The organism is Mesorhizobium sp. M0923 (genome assembly GCF_040319365.1).
Lineage (GTDB): Bacteria > Pseudomonadota > Alphaproteobacteria > Rhizobiales > Rhizobiaceae > Mesorhizobium.
In genome coordinates, this window is the sequence record NZ_JAMYNW010000023.1 from 66932 (window position 1) to 85278 (window position 18347).

General features: G+C 64.2%; 14 protein-coding genes. 11 read left to right on the forward strand and 3 right to left on the reverse strand.

Going from position 1 to position 18347, the window contains the following annotated elements; translation table 11 throughout:
- Positions 1 to 26: 26 nt before the first annotated feature.
- The 11 genes from NKH89_RS29105 (at position 27) to NKH89_RS29155 (ending at position 15420) form a co-directional block, all read left to right on the forward strand.
- Positions 27 to 473 (forward strand): HPr kinase/phosphorylase, encoded by a 447-nt coding sequence (locus tag NKH89_RS29105; protein ID WP_352516065.1) that lies wholly within the window; start codon positions 27 to 29, stop codon positions 471 to 473.
- 164 nt (positions 474 to 637) lie between these two features.
- Positions 638 to 1039 carry a PTS sugar transporter subunit IIA gene (locus tag NKH89_RS29110; protein WP_023718280.1) on the forward strand — a complete coding sequence of 134 codons (402 nt, stop codon included), beginning with the start codon at positions 638 to 640 and terminating at the stop codon, positions 1037 to 1039.
- Positions 1036 to 1332: an HPr family phosphocarrier protein gene (locus NKH89_RS29115; RefSeq protein WP_023718281.1), complete on the forward strand. Its 297-nt coding sequence runs from the start codon at positions 1036 to 1038 to the stop codon at positions 1330 to 1332. The genes NKH89_RS29110 and NKH89_RS29115 overlap by 4 nt, the downstream gene beginning before the upstream one ends.
- A 168-nt stretch (positions 1333 to 1500) precedes the next feature.
- Positions 1501 to 2901, forward strand: a complete 1401-nt coding sequence (ahcY, locus tag NKH89_RS29120; protein ID WP_352495247.1) for an adenosylhomocysteinase — start codon at positions 1501 to 1503, stop codon at positions 2899 to 2901.
- Positions 2902 to 3089: 188 nt separating this feature from the next.
- A complete protein-coding gene (locus NKH89_RS29125) occupies positions 3090 to 5651 on the forward strand; it encodes a sensor histidine kinase (RefSeq protein ID WP_352484479.1) in 2562 nt (853 codons plus the stop codon).
- Positions 5652 to 5659: 8 nt separating this feature from the next.
- The gene (gene tsaE / locus NKH89_RS29130) at positions 5660 to 7171 is read left to right on the forward strand and encodes a tRNA (adenosine(37)-N6)-threonylcarbamoyltransferase complex ATPase subunit type 1 TsaE (RefSeq protein ID WP_352495246.1); all 1512 of its coding nucleotides are present in this window, start codon (positions 5660 to 5662) and stop codon (positions 7169 to 7171) included.
- Positions 7172 to 7221: 50 nt separating this feature from the next.
- Positions 7222 to 7965: a nucleotidyltransferase family protein gene (locus NKH89_RS29135; RefSeq protein ID WP_352516067.1), complete on the forward strand. Its 744-nt coding sequence runs from the start codon at positions 7222 to 7224 to the stop codon at positions 7963 to 7965.
- Positions 7962 to 11099: a double-strand break repair protein AddB gene (gene addB / locus NKH89_RS29140; protein WP_352495244.1), complete on the forward strand. Its 3138-nt coding sequence runs from the start codon at positions 7962 to 7964 to the stop codon at positions 11097 to 11099. The genes NKH89_RS29135 and addB overlap by 4 nt, the downstream gene beginning before the upstream one ends.
- A complete protein-coding gene (gene addA / locus NKH89_RS29145) occupies positions 11096 to 14608 on the forward strand; it encodes a double-strand break repair helicase AddA (protein ID WP_352495243.1) in 3513 nt (1170 codons plus the stop codon). The genes addB and addA overlap by 4 nt, the downstream gene beginning before the upstream one ends.
- A 73-nt stretch (positions 14609 to 14681) precedes the next feature.
- A complete protein-coding gene (gene trxA / locus NKH89_RS29150) occupies positions 14682 to 15005 on the forward strand; it encodes a thioredoxin (RefSeq protein ID WP_023677558.1) in 324 nt (107 codons plus the stop codon).
- Between the two features lie 133 nt (positions 15006 to 15138).
- Positions 15139 to 15420, forward strand: coding sequence for a cupin domain-containing protein (locus tag NKH89_RS29155; RefSeq protein ID WP_023718287.1), 282 nt, complete (start codon positions 15139 to 15141; stop codon positions 15418 to 15420).
- 46 nt (positions 15421 to 15466) lie between these two features.
- On the opposite strand, the gene NKH89_RS29160 is transcribed toward NKH89_RS29155, so the two are convergent.
- The 3 genes from NKH89_RS29160 to accD all read right to left on the reverse strand — a co-directional run bounded on the left by NKH89_RS29160 (position 15467) and on the right by accD (position 18262).
- Complete coding sequence (locus tag NKH89_RS29160; RefSeq protein WP_352495242.1) at positions 15467 to 15886, reverse strand: VOC family protein; 420 nt, start codon at positions 15884 to 15886, stop codon at positions 15467 to 15469.
- A gap of 61 nt (positions 15887 to 15947) precedes the next feature.
- The gene (locus NKH89_RS29165) at positions 15948 to 17273 is read right to left on the reverse strand and encodes a bifunctional folylpolyglutamate synthase/dihydrofolate synthase (RefSeq protein WP_352495241.1); all 1326 of its coding nucleotides are present in this window, start codon (positions 17271 to 17273) and stop codon (positions 15948 to 15950) included.
- Positions 17274 to 17335: 62 nt separating this feature from the next.
- Positions 17336 to 18262 (reverse strand): acetyl-CoA carboxylase, carboxyltransferase subunit beta, encoded by a 927-nt coding sequence (gene accD / locus NKH89_RS29170; protein WP_023718290.1) that lies wholly within the window; start codon positions 18260 to 18262, stop codon positions 17336 to 17338.
- Positions 18263 to 18347: the final 85 nt, after the last annotated feature.

An 18347-nucleotide genomic window follows, 5' to 3' on the forward strand; every position in this document is an offset into this window, starting at 1 on the left:
GAATTCCAATCACGCCTGGTCCTATTGTGCAGCCTGAAAACATTCACGGCACCGCCATCCTGATAGGTGATTGCGGCATTCTCATCACCGGACCGTCCGGCTTGGGCAAGACGACGCTGGCGCTCGCCTTGATCGATCATTGCAGCCAGCGCGGGCTGTTTTCGCGGCTGATCGGCGATGACCAGCTCTTTGCTGCCGATTGCGAGGGGCGGCTGGTCTGCCGCGCACCAGTCAGCATAGCCGGCCTCGTCGAGGTGCCGGGATTCGGCCCCAAGCCGATACCATTCGAGCCAAGCTGCGTGATCGACCTCATTATCCGGCTGGTGCCAGCCGGCAAAATGGCCCGCTTCCAGGAAGACTGCAGCGAACTCGTTTTCGGCGTACCAGTGCCGCGCATCGATCTTGCCGGGCGCAATGTCGCGGCGGCCTTGCCGGCAGTGATGTCGCGCCTGTCGATTGCGCCTTTCCTGTGATCCGATTTGGATTTTTTGCTGCAATGCGTCAAATTGGTCTGGGCCGGCGCAATTTTGGGCTTGTCAACGGGCCTTGCGTCGACAAGATAGCGCTCCCGCCACCTGGAACGGTCGGCGAGCATAAAATGCGCCTGTGAAGCGGCGATGACGGGAGCCACCAAAGAATGATCGGACTCGTGCTTGTAACGCACGGTCAACTGGCCGCCGAGTTCCGCAATGCCGTGGAACATGTCGTAGGGCCACAAGACAATTTCGAGACCGTGGCGATCGGTGCCGACGATGATATGGAACAACGCCGCCGCGACATTATCGACGCAGTCGGCCGCGTCGATACCGGATCAGGCGTCATCGTTTTGACCGACATGTTCGGCGGCACGCCCTCCAACCTCGCCATTTCCGTGATGGAATCCGGCCGCATCGAGGTCATTGCCGGCATGAACCTGCCGATGCTGATCAAGCTGTCCAGCGTTCGCAAAGGCGACAACATGGCGGCCGCGCTGGATGAGGCGCAGGCTGCCGGCCGCAAATACATCAACGTCGCCAGTCAGCTCCTGAGCAGCAAATGAGCGCGCTGTTGCCGGAAAAGGACAAGATCGTTCGCGACTTTCCGATCGTCAACCAGCGCGGCCTGCACGCGCGCGCCTCGGCCAAGTTCGTTCAAATTGCCAGCGGCTTCAATGCCACGGTCCAGGTCGAGAAGGACGGCGTCAAGGTCGGCGGCACCTCGATCATGGGCCTGATGATGCTGGCGGCGAGCCCCGGCTATTCGATCCGCGTCACCGCCAGCGGCCCGCAGGCCGAAGAGGTCATCGATGCGCTGGAGCAACTGGTTGCTTCCCGTTTTGGCGAGGAATGCTGACGGCGCTCTCTCGTGTTGGTTGCCGCTGAAGACATGCACGGATAAAGATTTCTTTATATCCCATTGTCGTCCGACTCCCGATCTGCTAGTCAGGCCGGCAACTCGCGCCCTCCCACACGCCTTCGGGGCGGGGCGCGTCCCGCAATCAATTCGCATCGGAGCACTGCCATGACGGGTAGCAAGGATTATGTGGTCGCCGACATCGCGCTTGCCGGCTGGGGCCGCAAGGAGATCGAGATCGCCGAAACCGAAATGCCGGGCCTGATGGCCTGCCGCGAGGAATTCGGCGACAAGAAGCCGCTCAGGGGCGCGCGCATCACCGGCTCGCTGCACATGACCATCCAGACCGCGGTGCTGATCGAAACGCTTAAGGCGCTCGGCGCCGATATCCGCTGGGCTTCCTGCAACATCTTCTCGACCCAGGACCACGCTGCCGCGGCCATTGCCGAGGCCGGAATTCCGGTGTTTGCCGTCAAGGGCGAGACGCTGGAGGATTATTGGGTCTACACCGACAAGATCTTCCAGTGGGCCGATGGCGGCACCTCCAACATGATCCTCGACGACGGTGGCGATGCCACCATGTACATCCTGATCGGCGCCCGCGCCGAGGCCGGCGAGGATGTGCTGTCCAATCCGGGCAGCGAAGAGGAAGAGATCCTGTTTGCCCAGATCAAGAAACGCATGCAGGCATCGCCCGGCTTCTTCACCAAGCAGAAGGAAGCGATCCGCGGCGTCACCGAAGAGACGACGACCGGCGTCAACCGGCTCTATCAGTTGCAGAAAAAAGGCCTGCTGCCGTTCCCGGCGATCAACGTCAATGATTCCGTCACCAAGTCGAAATTCGACAACAAATATGGCTGCAAGGAATCGCTTGTCGACGGCATTCGCCGCGGCACCGACACGATGATGGCCGGCAAGGTCGCGGTCGTCTGCGGCTATGGCGACGTCGGCAAGGGCTCGTCGGCTTCGCTCAAGGGTGCCGGTGCCCGCGTCAAGGTCACCGAGGTCGATCCGATCTGCGCGCTGCAGGCAGCGATGGACGGTTTCGAGGTGGTCACGCTCGAAGACGCGGCACCGACGGCAGACATCGTCATCACCACCACCGGCAACAAGGACGTCGTTACCCTCGACCACATGCGCCTGATGAAGGACATGGTGATCGTCGGCAACATCGGTCACTTCGACAACGAGATCCAGGTGGCGTCGCTGCGCAACCTGAAATGGACCAACATCAAGCCGCAGGTCGATATGATCACCTTCCCGGACGGCAAGCGGATGATCCTTTTGTCGGAAGGCCGTCTGCTCAACCTCGGCAACGCCACCGGCCACCCGAGCTTCGTCATGTCGGCGTCCTTCACCAACCAGGTGTTGGCCCAGATTGAGCTGTACACCAAGCCCGGTCAGTACGAGAACCAGGTCTATGTCCTGCCGAAGCATCTCGACGAAAAGGTCGCGCGCCTGCATCTCGATAAGCTCGGTGCCCGCCTGACCGAACTGTCCGGCGAACAGGCCGCCTATATCGGCGTCACCCCGCAGGGACCGTTCAAGCCGGAACACTACCGCTATTAACCACGGCGAAACTTGCCACTAGATATTGAAGCCGGGCGATTGACTTTTCGCCCGGCTTTATTTTTGCGCTGATTGATTCTTCACGCCGATTCGCGCAAGCGCTATGGTGCTGATTCGCGGTCCGGGGACGAGGCCCGGGCGCACGCATCAGGGCGGTCTTGCATTCAGGCGGCGAAGAGGACCAAGACATGCCGGGGGATAACCCGCCTTGCGCGGGACAGGCCGTTTCCGGCGGCCATAACGATTCGATCACGGGCTCCGCTGCCAGAGGCGGCAGCCTTTTATGCCGTGCCGGCAGCCGTGTCGGGGTGCTGCTTGCTTCTTCCGCGCTGGTTGGTCCGCTGCTTGGCTTTGCCGCACATGCCCAAACCCGCGTGGCGCAAAAGGCCGGGCTGTCGGTCAGCACGGTCGAGGTCATGCAACTCGCCATGTTTGTCGGCGTCATGGGGGCGGCATTGCTGTCGGCCATCTTTCTGATCCGCGAAAGGGCGCGCACCGCGGCGGAAAATGCCGAGCTCAGGACCCGCATCGCCGACGTCAATGCCGCGCTGCAGCGCTCCGAGGCGCTGCTCCATTCCCGCGACCAGCGCGTGGTCGTATGGGCCGCCGAAAACAAGAAACCCGAGCTTGTCGGAACATTGCCGATCGAGAGCGGCGCGCCGGAGGACCGGGCGGCCTTCCTGGCTTTCGGCCGCTGGCTGATGCCGCGTTCGGCGGCCGCGTTGGAACATGCCGTGGCGGCGCTGCGGGACAAGGCAAAGCCCTTCGATCTGGTCATCGAATCGCAGGCCGGCCAGCCGCTCGAGGTTCACGGCCGCAAGAGTGCGGCGCATGTATTGGTTCGCTTCGTCTCGCTTTCGGAGACACAGCGAAGCCAGGCCAGGCTGAAGATCGAGAACCAGCGCTTGGCCGCCGACCATGAGACGCTGATCGGACTTCTCGATGCGCTCAAGATGCCGTCATGGCTACGCACCGTCGACGGGCGGCTGAAATGGGTCAACCGGGCCTATGCCGAAGCGGTCGAGGCCGAGAATGCCGAATCGGCGGTTCGTGACAGCAAGGAATTCCTCGGCGGCCAGGCGCGCGACACGATTGCTGCGCAGCACAAGTCGCACCCCGTCTTCGAACAGACGCTCTCCACTGTGATCGAAGGCGACCGCCGTATGTTTGCCGTGACCGACTTTGCCGGGGCGGATGGTTCGGCTGGTCTTGCCTGCGACATCAGCGCCATCGAGGCCATTCGCGCCGAGTATGAGCGGACCGTGCAGAGCCACGCCGATACGCTCGATCAGCTCAACACTGCCGTGGCGATTTTCGATACCGACGAGAAATTGCGGTTTTTCAATCAGGCGTTCCAGAAACTATGGGGCCTCGACAGCGGCTTCCTGCACAGCGCGCCGGACAACGCCTTGCTGCTCGACCGCCTGCGCAGCGAAGGCAAGATTGCCGAGCAGCCCGAATGGCGGCGCTGGAAAGAGAGCTTGCTCGGCGCTTATCGCGCGGTTGAATCGCAGGAGCATTGGTGGCATCTGCCGGACGGCAAGACCATTCGCGTCGTCGCCAACCCGCAGCCCAAGGGCGGCGTCACCTGGGTGTTCGAGAACCTGACCGAGAAGATGGACCTTGAAAGCCGCTACCAGACCGCCGTCCGGGTTCAGGGCGAGACGCTCGACAACCTTGCCGAAGGCGTCGCTGTATTCGGTCCCGACGGCAGGCTGAGATTGTCCAACCCGGCCTTCGCAGCACTGTGGGGGCTGGATGCCGATGCCTCAAAACCCAACGTCCATGTCTCGACAATCCGCGACCTTTGCGACCGCCGTGCCGTCGACAGTCCGTGGGGCGGGTTCGTTGCCGCCATCACCGGCTTCGACGACGAGCGCCGCGACCGCCACGGCCAGACCGAATTGAACAACGGCACCGTTTTGCGCTACGCCGTCATCCCCTTGCCCAACGGCCAGGTGATGATGACCTTCGTCGACGTTACCGACAGCGTCAATGTCGAGCGGGCGCTGAAGGACAAGAATGAGGCGCTGCAAAAGTCCGACCAGATCAAGAACGAATTCGTGCAGCACGTCTCCTATGAGCTGCGCTCGCCACTCACCAACATCATCGGCTTTACCGAGCTTCTTTCACTGCCGTCGACTGGTCCGTTGAACCAGAAGCAACGCGAATATATCGGGCATGTCGGCTCGTCCTCCTCGGTCCTGCTCACCATCGTCAACGACATCCTCGATCTGGCGACGGTGGATGCCGGCATCATGGAACTCGACATTTCCGAAGTTCACATCGATCGAACCATTACAGCCGCCGCCGAACTGGTCGCCGACCGACTGGAGGAACATGCGATCAAGCTTAGGATCGACGCGGCGGCCGCGCCGAAAACCTTCCACGGCGACGAAATCCGCGTCCGCCAGATCCTCTACAATCTGCTCAGCAATGCCGCCAATTACGCGCCGGAGGCGAGCACCATAACGCTCGCCTGCCGCCAACTTGCCGACGGCGTGGAATTTTCCGTTCACGATGACGGTCCCGGCATGCCGCCGGACCTGCTTGACTCAGTGTTCCGGCGCTTCGAGCCGCGCACCAATGGCGGCCGCCGCCGCGGCGCCGGGCTCGGCCTGTCGATCGTCAAGAGCTTTGTCGAACTGCATGGCGGCAGCGTCCGCATCGAGACCGGCAGGGACAAGGGCACGACGGTTGTTTGCGCCTTTCCCGACACGCCGTCCGGCATCCGCGCGGCGGCCGAGTAGCGCGTTCGATGGCGGTATTGGTGCTCGAGCGTTTTCTCGCCGACGAGGCTGCGACGGCAAGGCTTGGTGAGGACCTCGCCATGTCGCTGCGCATTGGCGACGTGCTCGCTCTCAAGGGCGATCTCGGCGCCGGCAAGTCGACCTTGGCGCGGGCGCTGGTCAAGGCACTGGCCGACGATGCCGGCCTCGACGTGCCGAGCCCGACCTTTACGCTGGTCCAGAGTTACGACACGCGTGTGCCGGTCCATCATTTCGATCTCTACCGCTTGGGCGCGGCATCCGAGTTGGACGAGCTGGGTTTCGACGAGGCGCTGACGCAAGGGGCCGCACTGGTCGAATGGCCGGAACGGGCAGAGGCATATTTGCCGAAAACCTCGGTGCTGGTCGAACTTCTCCAGCAGGGCGACGGCCGATTGGCGAGACTATCGGGAGGGGGCGCCGCCTTCGAGCGCGCGGCGCGATCGCTGGCCATGCGCGATTTTCTCGGCCAGGCCGGTTGGGGCGAAGCGCAGCGGCGATATTTCATCGGTGATGCCTCGGCTCGCTCCTACGAGATCGTCACGCTCGCCGGATTTCCGCCGCGCGTGCTGATGAACTCGCCAAGGCTGGTGCTCGGACCGCCAGTCCGCGACGGCAAACCCTATGCCGAGATCGCCCACACCGCGCAATCCGTTTCGGCGTTCGTCGCCATTGACCGTGCCTTGCGGGCCGGCGGCGTCAGCGTCCCGGAAATCCATGCCCAGGATCTCGACCAGGGTTTTCTGCTGCTGGAGCATCTCGGGTCCCAAGGGTTCCTGGACAAGCGCGGCCAGCCGGTGGCCGAGCGCTACGCGGCGGCGGCCGAACTGCTTGCCATGATGCACGGCAAAACATGGCCGGCCAGCATGCAGGCCGGCCCCGGCGTCTTCCACGAGGTGCCGCCTTTCGATCGCGACGCCATGATGATCGAGGCCGAATTGCTGGTCGACTGGTATGTCTCTGCGATATCAGGCGCTCCGCCAAGCGAGGCGTTGCGCGCCGGTTATCGCAGCGAATGGAATGCGGTGCTCGATCGGCTCGAGGGGCGCGAATACACGCTAATGCTGCGCGACTTCCATTCGCCCAACCTGATCTGGCGCGGTGACCGTTCCGGTCACGATCGTCTCGGCGTCGTCGATGTCCAGGATGCGCTCATCGGTCCGTCAGCCTACGACGTCGCCTCGCTCGCCATGGACGCGCGCGTCACCATTTCACCTGAAATCGAAAAGCACACGCTCGCCGCCTATATCGCCGCGCGACGCGACGCCGGCGTCTTCGATGAAGACGAATTCCGCGAAACCTATGCAATCATGGCTGCACAGCGCAATTCCAAGATCCTCGGCATTTTCGTGCGGCTCGAAAAACGCGACAGCAAGCCTTATTATCTGAAGCATCTGCCGCGCATCCGCGATTATCTTCGCCGGGCGCTGGCGCATCCGGCGCTGGCCGGGCTGCAGGATTTCTACATCGCCCACGGCTTGCTGGAGGAACGCTCGATTTGAAGGCTAAGGATTTGGGCCTGAAAGCGTCGGGACCGATGCCGACGACCGCCATGGTGCTTGCCGCCGGGCTCGGCAAGCGCATGCGGCCGATCACCGAGACCATGCCGAAGCCGCTGGTCAAGGTCGCCGGCAAGACATTGCTCGACTGGGGGCTGGACAGCCTAGCCGAAGCCGGTGTCGCCAAGGCCGTCGTCAACGTCCATTACCTGCCGCAACAGATCGTGGACCATGTAGCCCGCCGCAGTGCGCCGAGAATCGTCATCTCGGATGAGAGCAGCGGCCTGCTCGACTCTGCCGGCGGCATCGTCAAGGCATTGCCCAGGTTAGGGGCACCCTTCTATGTGCTCAACGCCGACACCTTCTGGATCGACAGCGGCGTTTCCAATCTCAGGCGACTTGCCCTTGCATGGGAGGGCGCGACAATGGACATTCTGCTGATGCTTGCGGATCTCCAGTCGGCAACCGGACATAGCGGCGGCACCGATTTCCTGATGGCGCCGGACGGCGCGTTGCGGCGTGCGAACAACGATCCGGCCGGCCTGATCTATGCCGGCGCCGCAATCGTCCATCCGCGCATCTTCAAGGACGCGCCGGCCGGCCCGCTGTCGCTCAACGCCTATTTCCATGCGGCAATCGCCGCCGGCCGCCTGTTCGGCATGACGATGCGTGGCCATTGGATCACTGTCGGCACACCCGACGCGATCCCGCGGGCGGAAGCAGTGGTCGCTGCCGCGCTTGCCGGCACGCCCGATGCTCTTGCTGAGGCACCCGGCGCTCTTGCCGAGTCGAAATGAGCGGCTCCCGCCGCGTTTTCTCGATCCCGCCCGGAGCGCCGTTCCTGCCGACGCTAGCCGAGGCGCTGCTTGCAGGGCGCCTGGTTCCCGGCTTTGCCTATGATGGCGATCCGCTGGTGCTGGCCGATCTCACCATCTACGTGCCGACGCGCCGTGCAGCGCGGGCGCTCCGCGGCGTCTTCGTCGATGCTCTCTCGCGCTCGGGAAGCCGTTCGGCGATCCTGCCGGTCATCCGCCCACTTGGTGAGTTTGATGAAGATGAAGCCGCCTTCGAGACGGAAGCGTCGGCCGTCATCGACTTTGCGCCGCCGATCGCCGCGGTCGAGCGTCTTCTGCTGCTTGCGCCGCTGGTGCGGGCGTGGAAACGCCGCCTGCCCGCACATGTCGCGGCATTGTTCGACGAGGAGATCGTCATCCCGGCCTCCGCCGCCGACGCCATCTGGCTGGCGCGCGACCTTGCACGGCTGATGGATGAGATCGAGACGGAAGGCACGGATTGGGCGAGGCTCGCCGACCTCGTAACCGGCAACCTTGCAGGCTGGTGGCAGGTGACGCTCGATTTCCTGACCATCGTGACTGAGAACTGGCCGAAGCTGCTCGAGGAACGCCGTCGCTCCAATCCGGCAGCGCATCGCAATGCCCTGATAAGGCTGGAAGCGGCGCGGCTGAAGCGCAATCCACCCGCCGGGCCGGTGATCGCCGCCGGCTCTACCGGCTCCATCCCCGCCACGGCCGAGCTGCTTGCCGTAATCGCCGGTCTGCCCAATGGCGCTGTTGTGCTGCCCGGCCTCGACCGGACGCTGGACGAGCCGTCCTTTGCCGCCGTCAGTGCACCTGGTGCGCGGCCGGCTGTGCTTGGCCATCCGCAATACGGCCTGGCAAAGTTGATCGGCAAGATCGGGGTGCTTCGGGCCGATGTCGGGGAGCTTGCTGTTGCGCCGCGGCCACTTGCGCTGCGCGCCGCACTTGTCGGCGAGGCGCTGCGGCCGGCGGAGACCACCGAGCTCTGGGCCGAGACGCGCGCGCGCTTCACCGCTGGCGATAGTGCCGAGGCCTTCGCTGGTGTGACGCTTCTCGAGGCCGCCAGCGAACGCGACGAAGCCGTGGCGATCGCCGTTGCGCTCAAACAGGCCGTCGAACGGCCCGGCCAGCGCGCCGCACTGGTCACCGGCGACCGCGCGCTGGCGCGACGCGTCTCGGTCGAGCTGTTGCGCTTCGGCGTCGCCGCCGACGATTCCGGCGGCACGCCGCTCATCAACACGCCAGCCGCCAGCCTGCTCCGGCTGGCGCTTCAGGCGGCGTTCCGCCCGGGCGATCCGGTCGCCCTGCTGTCACTGCTCAAGCATCCCTTGCTTGGCCTCGGCCTGGAGCGGGCAAGCGTCCGCCATGCGGCCGAAATCGTCGAACTCGTGGCGCTGCGCGGCGGCACCGGTCGCCCGGACGTCGCGTCGCTGCCGCAACTCTTCGGTGCCCGGCTTGCCGAATTCGACGACGGCGGCAATCGCCGCCCGCCTTTCTGGCGATCGCGCCTCTCGGTCAGGCGCATCGAACAGGCGCGCGATCTGCTGATCCGGCTAACGGCTGCGCTGGCGCCGCTGGTTGCCTTTCGCGGCGAGGAGAATGCCGATCTTGCCACGCTTGTGCGCGCCAGTGTCGGCGTGCTCGAAAGCCTCGGCCGCGCTGCTGACGGAAGCCTCAGCGAACTCTATGCCGGCGATGCCGGTGAAAAGCTTGCCGAGCTCTTGCGCGGTCTGGTCGCGGCCTCGGTGTCGTTCTCCTTCGCCGCGGACGAATGGCCCGATGTGATGGAGGCGCTGATTGCGCCCGAAATGGTCAAGCCGGCGCAGGGCACCGACAGGAGCATCGCCATCTGGGGCGTGCTGGAAGCGCGGCTTCAGGATATCGACACGCTGGTCGTCGGCGGACTCAACGAAGGCGTGTGGCCGCGCAAGCCGGAGAGTGACCGCTTTATGTCGCGGCTGATGAAGACCGGCATCGATCTTGAACCGCCGGAGCGGCGCATCGGCCTTGCCGCCCATGATTTCCAGATGGCCATGGGCGCCAAAAAAGTGGTGCTGGCTCGCTCCGCCCGTTCCGGCGACGCTCCGTCGGTGCCGTCGCGCTGGCTGCAGCGTATCCTTACCTTCGTCGGCGAGGACCATGCTGTGGCACTTCGCCGGCGCGGCGATGAACTGCTTGCCTGGGCGCGTGCGCTTGATGCCGGCGAAAAGCAGGACTTTGCGCCGAGGCCGCAGCCGAAACCGCCGCTCGCCCTGCGGCCGCACCACTTCTCGGTCACCGAGATCGAGACGCTACGTCGCGACCCGTATGCGGTCTATGCCAGAAGGATACTCGGCCTGATGCCACTCGATCCGGTCGTTCGTGATCCGGGCGCTGCCGAGCGCGGCACGCTGTTTCACGCCATTCTGCACCTCTTCTCAGCGAGGGTGGCCGACCCGCGCGCGCCCGAGGCGCTGGACGGGCTCATCGCCGCCGGCCGGTCCTGCTTTGCCGATGCTGCCCTGCCCGCCGATGTCGAGGCGGTGTGGTGGCCGCGCTTCGAAAAGCTTGCCGCCGGCATTATCGAATGGGAGCGCGGCCGGGCCGCCGCCGTGGTACGGCGGCACGCCGAGGAACGCGCCGAAAAGACCGGCGTCGGCCGATCCGGCGTGACCCTGTCCGGCTATGCCGATCGCATCGATCTGCTGGCCGGCGGCATGGCCGACATCCTCGATTACAAGACCGGCTCCTCGCCATCCAAAGCGCAGGCGCACACGCTGCTCGCGCCGCAACTGGCGCTGGAGGGCGCGCTGCTGCGTCGCGGCGCCTTCAAGGAGCTTGGCGCATGCGAGCCGTCGCAATTGGCCTTCGTGCGGCTGAAGCCGAACGGAGAGGTGTTCGAGGAATCGATCCTCGAATACAACCGCAAGCCGCGAACCGCCGCCGATCTCGCCGAAGAGGCTTGGGCGCGGCTGGAAAAACTGCTGATCCACTACGCCGACCCGGCGACCGGCTATCTGTCGCGGGCGCTGCCGTTCCGCGAAGGTGAGACCGACGGCGACTACGACCATCTCGCCCGCGTGCTGGAATGGTCCGCCGGCGGCGACGCCGACGAGGAGGGAGGGGAGGCGTGAAGAAGGCCTATCCCATCCCGAGCGACACCGCCGCCAGCCAAGCGAGCGCCTCCGACCCGCATAACTCCGCATGGGTGTCGGCAAACGCCGGATCGGGCAAGACCCATGTGCTCGCCCAGCGCGTCATCCGGCTTTTGCTGCGCGGCACCGATCCGTCCAAGATCCTGTGCTTGACCTATACGCGCGCCGCCGCCGCCAACATGTCGAACCGGGTGTTTTCGACCCTGTCGCAATGGACGGCGCTTGGTGATGCCGAGCTCTCGACACGGATAGAGGCGCTGGACAGCCGCCAGCCCGACCGCGAAACCATGCGCCGGGCGCGGCGGCTGTTTGCCGAGGCGCTGGAAACACCGGGCGGGCTGAAGATCCAGACCATTCACGCCTTCTGCGAATCGGTGCTGCATCAGTTCCCGCTGGAAGCCAACATCCCGGCGCATTTCGAAATGCTTGATCCGCAAATGGAGGCTTCGCTGTTTGCCGCCGCCCGCCGCGACATGATCTCCGGCGGTGTTGCAGGCGATGCGGCACTGGCCGAAGCTTTTGCCACCGTGCTGGAGCGCGGCGGCGAACATGGGCTCGACGCATTGCTGGCCGAAATCGTGCGCAAGCGCGACGGTCTGCGCGCCTTCATCGCCATGGCCGGCGGCAATGGTTTTCAGGCGCTGTTCGACGAGTTCCAATTCCGAGCCGGCCAGACCGCCGAAGGCATAGCCGACTCGGTCTGGCCGCTGCCCGGCTTCCTGCCGGATTATCTCGTCACCTTTTCACGGGCGGCCGAGGCCGCCGATGCACGCATCGTGCTGAACAATCTGCTGCCATACGCCCGTCTTGCCTTCGCCGAGCAGGATCCGGTCCGACGCCTGAATCTGCTTGCCAAGGCTCTCCTGAGGGCCGATGGCGAGCCTTATGATCCGGCAAAGACGTTCAAGAAGGCGCTGCTCGACCGGCTGCCCGATCTTGCCGAACGTTATCTCGTGGCGGTCGACGCCATTCTCGAAATCTCCGACCGCCTGGCCTTGTTCAGGATGTTGGAAGGCACGCGTGCCGCGCTGACCATCGCCGACTGGCTGATCGCCCGCTACGAGCAATTGAAGCGCGCCCGCGGCTTCCTCGACTTCAACGACCTGATCACCCGCACTGTCAATCTATTGGCGCGGCCCGACGCCGGCCCATGGGTGCAATACAAGCTCGACCAGGGCATCGACCACATCCTCCTCGACGAGGCGCAGGACACCAGTCCCAACCAGTGGGACGTGGTCAAGCGGCTGGCGGAGGAGTTCTTTGCCGGGCTCGGCGCCCGCGACGCCGTCCACCGCACCATCTTTGCGGTCGGTGACGAAAAGCAGTCGATCTATTCCTTTCAGGGGGCCGCCCCGGATTCCTTTGCTGACAGCCGGCTTTTGTTTGCCGGCAAAGTTAGAAGCGCCGCCGCCGCCTTCGCCGATCTCAAGCTGACCTGGTCGTTCCGCTCGACCGACGACGTGCTTGCGGCGGTGGATCGTGTCTTTGCCGACCCGAACGTGCGGCGCGGCATCAGCCACGATCCCGATCCGCTCGACCACAAGGCGATCCGCACCGATGCGCCGGGTTATGTCGAGGTCTGGCCGTCGATCGGCGCCGATGTCGTCGACGAACCAGACGATTGGACGCAAGCGGTCGACCATGCCCATGCGCCGGCAGTACGCGTCGCTGAAAACGTCGCGGCAACCATTGCCGGCTGGATCGGCGGCGGCGAGACTATCGAAGGCCGCGGCAAGAAACTGCGGCCCGGCGACGTGCTGGTGCTGGTGCGCAAGCGCGATCGCTTCGTCCATGCGCTGACGCGGGCGCTGAAGCGCCGCGACATTCCGGTGGCCGGCGCCGACCGGCTCAGCCTGCCCGGCCACATCGCGGTGAAGGACCTGATCGCACTCGGCCATTTTCTCATCCAGCCGCAGGACGATCTGTCGCTGGCCGCCGTGCTGCGCAGCCCGATCTTCGATGTCTCGGAAGAGCAGCTTTTCGCGCTTGCTGCCGAGAGGCCGTCGGGCGTCTCGCTGTTCGCCTCGCTGCGCCGGCATGCCGGCGAAAGCGAGGCGTTGGCCGCCGTCGTCAGCCGGCTCGACACATGGTCGAACGAAGTCGCATTCAAGCCGGTGTTCGAATTTTACGCCGGAGCTCTCGCCCGCGACGGCCTGCGCAAGAAGATGATCGCGCGGCTCGGTCCGGAGGCCGGCGACATCCTCGACGAATTCCTGAATTTCTGCCTGGCCGAGGAGCGGACCGGCCTGCCGGGACTGGAATCCTTCCTGTCGACATTGGAAAACGCCGGCCCCGAGATCAAGCGCGAAATGGACCAGACCCGCGACGAGGTTCGCGTCATGACCGTGCATGCCGCCAAGGGCCTGGAAGCGCCGGTGGTATTCCTGGTCGATGGCGGCTCCGCGCCGTTCAGCGACCAGCACCTGCCGAGATTGATGCCGTTCGAAGGGTCGGGCGACTGCTGGGAGGGCAAGGGCTATCTCTGGCGGTCGGCCAGCGATGTCGCCAATGGATTTTCACGCGCCGCATCGGCCCGCGCCCGCGAGCTCGCCGACGACGAATACCGCCGGCTGCTCTATGTCGGCATGACTCGCGCCGAGGATCGGCTGATCGTCTGCGGCTACCATGGCAAGCGGGCGCAGAATACCGGCACCTGGCATTCGGTCGTCAGCCGCGCGCTGGTCGGCGCCGCTGAAAGCGCGGAACGCCGGCATCCCGCCACTGGCGAGACCGTGCATCGTTTCCAGGTGACGAAGCTGCCGCCCATGCCACTGGCGGCAGTGGATGAGGCACGGCAGGCGGAACGCTTTGCGCCACTGCCGGAAACCCTGTTCCAGCCTTTGCCGCCTTTCGAGGAACTGCCGCGGCCGCTCTCGCCGTCCGGCGCCTCGGTGCTGATCGACGAGGCGCGGCAAGCGGTGGCCGACACGCGTTCGCCGGTATTGGATGCCGACGCCGAGCCCGGCTTTGCCGTGATTCGCGGGTTGGCGCTGCACAAATTGCTGCAGATGCTGCCCGGCATCGCCGAGGGAAAACGCCAGGATGCCGCCGAGCGCTATTTGGCGCGCGCCGGAGCTCAATGGCCTGAAGACGAGCGCGACAAAGCCTTGGCTGGCGTTTCCAGAATTCTTGCCGACAGCCGCTTCGCGCCGCTGTTTGCACCAAACTCGCGCGCTGAAGTCGCCATCATGGGCAGCCTGGAGGTGAGGGGCAAACTGCGCTCGATCTCCGGCAAGATCGACCGGCTGGCGGTAGCGCCGGACAAGGTGTCGATCGTCGACTACAAGACCAACCGGCCTGCGCCGGCGACGCTCGCCGAAGTGCCGCAAGCCTATGTTCTGCAACTCGCACTTTATCGCGCGCTGCTTCAGCCGCTCTATCCGGGACGCGAGGTCTCGGCGGCGCTGCTGTTCACCGAGGCGCCGCGGCTGATCGAACTGCCGGCGGCCGCAATGGACGACGCGCTTGCTAGACTCACGGGAGCGTGACACAACACTTGCTTGAAGACGGACACGATCACCACCACATTTGGTGCGACGAACAAATCGAAAGGATCTCAGCATGGCCACCGTCAAGGTCGACAAGAGCAATTTCCAGGCCGACGTGCTCAACGCCAAGGAGCCGGTCGTGGTCGATTTCTGGGCGGAATGGTGCGGCCCGTGCAAGATGATCGCCCCGGCGCTTGAGGATATCGCCATCGAACTCGGTAGCAAGATAAAGATCGCCAAGCTCAACATCGACGAGAATCCTGAGCTGGCTGCGCAGTTCGGCGTGCGCTCGATCCCGACACTGATGATCTTCAAGGGCGGCGAAGTCGCCGATATGAAGGTCGGTGCTGCGCCGAAAACGGCATTGTCGCACTGGATCAACGGCAGTCTCGCCTGATCCGATCAAAGTTTTGCAGAAAAGCCCGGCCTCGTGCCGGGCTTTCTTTTTGCTGGCGTCATTGGTGGGCCGCTCTGGCACTCGCGGCTTGCCGCCCCGTATTCTTCTCTTCTGAATACAAAGGAGAAGCGATATGACCGGATCCGCCAAGGCCACCGTCTTCATCGACAATGAGCGCGTCATCGTCACCGAATACCGCTTCGCCCCGGGCGACAACACCGGCTGGCACCGCCATGGCCACGACTATGTGATCGTGCCGTTGACCGACGGCAAGGTGAAGCTCCTGACCAAGGATGGCGAATCCTTCGCCGAAATGAAGAAGGGCGCGCCCTATTTCCGCAACGAGGGCGTCGAACATGACGTCATCAGCGCGAACGACGGCGAATTCGCCTTTATCGAGGTCGAGCTGAAGTAATCCACCAAGCATCGGCTGCGCCGCCACATTGTCCGGCGACGCGCGATCACCAATCCGCGATACGATCGCCGCCGACGAATTGTGCGCTTTTCTCAGTGTATTCGAACAGTTCGATCTTCACGCCGTTGGGGTCGCGGATCCAAGCCTGGTAGGTGTCATCGCACGCGCGTTTCTTTGAGGTGACATCAACCCCCTTTGACCTCAGGTGGGGGATCGCGGCGTCGATGTTTTCCACTTCGAGGCAGAAGTGGTTGATCTGGTTCAAGTCGCTATAGCTCGCGCCGTCTTTCTGGAACACCTCGACATGGCTACGGCTGCCGCAATTGAGATAGAAGCCGAAAATCTTGCCGTCGCGCAGGAAATTGAACTGCGTATCCATGCCGAGGACGTCCCGATAGAAGCTTCGCGTCTTCTCTAGGTCATTCGCGAAAATGCAAACGTGAGCGAGCTGCTTTACCTTGATCATGACTGGCTCCTCGCGGTGATCTGATGAGTCTGGCGTTATCGTGGCATGGGGGAGGCACGCCTCAAACCGGCGGCGTGCCGTTTTCGGCCAATACCGCACCGGCCAGGTAAAGCGATCCGCCGATCAGGATGCGCGGCGGCGGTCCGTCCCATGTATCGCGCAGCAGCATCAGTGCATTGGCGACGGAACTGACGGGTTCGGCCGACAGGCCGGCCTCGATGGCGCGCGTCGCCAGTTCGTCGTTCGGCACGCCGGCGTCGCTCGTGCTCACCGGCACGGTGTAGACATGCCGCACCAGCCCTTTGAAGGCGCGGAAATAGCCGCTCTGGTCCTTGGTGTTGATCATGCCCGAGATCAGGAACAGCGGCCGCGGGTTCTTTTCCTCCTGCTCGGCCAGCGCCTCGGCGACGACCACGCCGGCGCCGGGATTATGGCCGCCGTCGAGCCAGATGTCGGCGCCCTTCGGCGCCAGTTCGGTCAGCCGGCCCAGCGGCAGCTTTTGCATGCGGCCCGGCCAGGCGACATTCGCCATCGCCTTCTCGGCAGCGCGGTGGCTGATCTCGAAGCCCGCCGCTTTGACCGCCGCGATCGCCGCTGCCGCATTGGCGAATTGGTGGCGCCCCGGCAGGCGCGGCGGCGCCAGGTCCATCAATCCGTCTTCGTCCTGATAGACCATGCGCCCGTTTTCCTCATAGGCAAGGAAATCCTGGCCATAGACGAAGGCGGGGCAGTCGAGCCGTTCGGCGGTTTCGATGAGCACCTGCTGCGCCGTCTCGCTTTCCTGCGCGCCGATGACGACCGGGCATCCACGCTTGATGATGCCGGCCTTTTCGGCGGCGATCAGTTCAACGCGGTCGCCGAGATAGGCTTCGTGGTCGAGCGAGACCGGCATGATCACCGACACGGCCGGCTCGGCGATGACATTGGTTGCGTCGAATCGGCCGCCAAGGCCGACCTCGAGGATGACGGCATCGGCCGGATATTCGGAAAACAGCACGAAGGTGACTGCGGTGAGGATTTCGAACACGGTGATCTTCTGGCCTTGATTGGCCTTGGCGACGCGGGCGATGGCTTCGGCGAAGACCTTGTCGTCCACCAGCCTGCCGCCGCCATCGGCGGCCAGTCGGTAGCGCTCATGCCAGTTCACCAGATGTGGCGATGTGTGGACATGGACGCGGTAGCCGGCGGCTTCGAGCAGCGCCCGTGAAAAGGCGGCACAGGAGCCCTTGCCGTTGGTGCCGGCGATGTGGATGACCGGCGGCAGCTGGTCCTGCGGGTTGCCGAGGCGCTCGAGTAGCCGCGAAATGCGGTCAAGCGAAAGGTCGAAGCCCTTCGGGTGAAGCGCCATCAGGCTTTCGATTTCGCGGTCGGCGGCAAGCGTGGTCATGAAGGAATCCTAAGCGTGCGCACAACGGCACACAACAGCCGCCCGCGCCGCATGATGTCGTGTCAGGCTTGCGGCCTGGCCTCGACCGGGATCACCGACGGCGGCAGGATTTCCGGCTCCTGCGATTTTTGCTCTTCCGGCAGCTTGAGCAGCATTCTCAGCAGCCGCGCAATCGTCTGGCGCATCTCCAGCCGTGACACCACCATGTCGACCATGCCGTGTTCCATCAGATATTCGGCGCGCTGGAAGCCGTCGGGCAGCTTTTCCCTGATGGTCTGCTCGATGACGCGCGGGCCGGCAAAGCCGATCAGGGCGCCGGGCTCCGCAATGTGCACGTCACCCAGCATGGCGTAGGAGGCGGTGACGCCGCCGGTCGTCGGGTTGGTCAGGACGACGATGTAGGGAAGGCCGGCCTCCTTCAGTCTGTCGACGCCGACCGTGGTCCGCGGCAACTGCATCAGCGACAGGATGCCTTCCTGCATACGGGCGCCGCCGGAGGCCGCAAACAGGATCAGCGGCCGCTTGCGCTGCAGGGCGACCTCAAAGCCATGCACGATGGCGTCACCGGCCGCCATGCCGAGCGAGCCGCCCATGAAGGCAAAATCCTGCACCGTCACCACCACCGGCAGGCCTTCGACGGTACCCAGCGCATTGATGATGGCGTCTTCCATGCCGGTCTTGGCCTTGGCATCCTTCAGCCGGTCTACATAGCGCTTCTCGTCGCGGAACTTGAGTGGATCCTGCACCACCTTGGGGTTTTCCAGCGTTTCGTATTTGCCGTCGTCGAGGAAGAACTTCAGCCGTTCCTTGGCCGATATCTTCATATGGTGGCCGGAGGACGGGATGACGAACTGGTTCTGCTCCAGATCCTTGTGGAACACCATTTCGCCGGTCTCGGGATCCTTGATCCACAGGTTTTCCGGCATGTCGGTGCGGCGGCCGAGCATCGAATTGATCTTCGGGCGGACGTAATTGGTGATCCAGTTCATCGCTTCGGCTCCTGTCCTTACGAAGAGTTAGACCATGATCCCGAAAAGTGGAAACCGGTTTTCGGCAAAGATCATGGTCAACCAG

Coding starts and splice junctions, on each gene's coding strand:
- NKH89_RS29110 (WP_023718280.1), top strand. CDS start 638: ATGATCGGACTCGTGCTTGTAACGCACGGTCAACTGGCCGCCGAGTTC.
- NKH89_RS29115 (WP_023718281.1), top strand. CDS start 1,036: ATGAGCGCGCTGTTGCCGGAAAAGGACAAGATCGTTCGCGACTTTCCG.
- ahcY (WP_352495247.1), top strand. CDS start 1,501: ATGACGGGTAGCAAGGATTATGTGGTCGCCGACATCGCGCTTGCCGGC.
- NKH89_RS29125 (WP_352484479.1), top strand. CDS start 3,090: ATGCCGGGGGATAACCCGCCTTGCGCGGGACAGGCCGTTTCCGGCGGC.
- tsaE (WP_352495246.1), top strand. CDS start 5,660: ATGGCGGTATTGGTGCTCGAGCGTTTTCTCGCCGACGAGGCTGCGACG.
- NKH89_RS29135 (WP_352516067.1), top strand. CDS start 7,222: ATGGTGCTTGCCGCCGGGCTCGGCAAGCGCATGCGGCCGATCACCGAG.
- addB (WP_352495244.1), top strand. CDS start 7,962: ATGAGCGGCTCCCGCCGCGTTTTCTCGATCCCGCCCGGAGCGCCGTTC.
- trxA (WP_023677558.1), top strand. CDS start 14,682: ATGGCCACCGTCAAGGTCGACAAGAGCAATTTCCAGGCCGACGTGCTC.
- NKH89_RS29155 (WP_023718287.1), top strand. CDS start 15,139: ATGACCGGATCCGCCAAGGCCACCGTCTTCATCGACAATGAGCGCGTC.
- NKH89_RS29160 (WP_352495242.1), bottom strand. CDS start 15,886: ATGATCAAGGTAAAGCAGCTCGCTCACGTTTGCATTTTCGCGAATGAC.
- NKH89_RS29165 (WP_352495241.1), bottom strand. CDS start 17,273: ATGACCACGCTTGCCGCCGACCGCGAAATCGAAAGCCTGATGGCGCTT.
- accD (WP_023718290.1), bottom strand. CDS start 18,262: ATGAACTGGATCACCAATTACGTCCGCCCGAAGATCAATTCGATGCTC.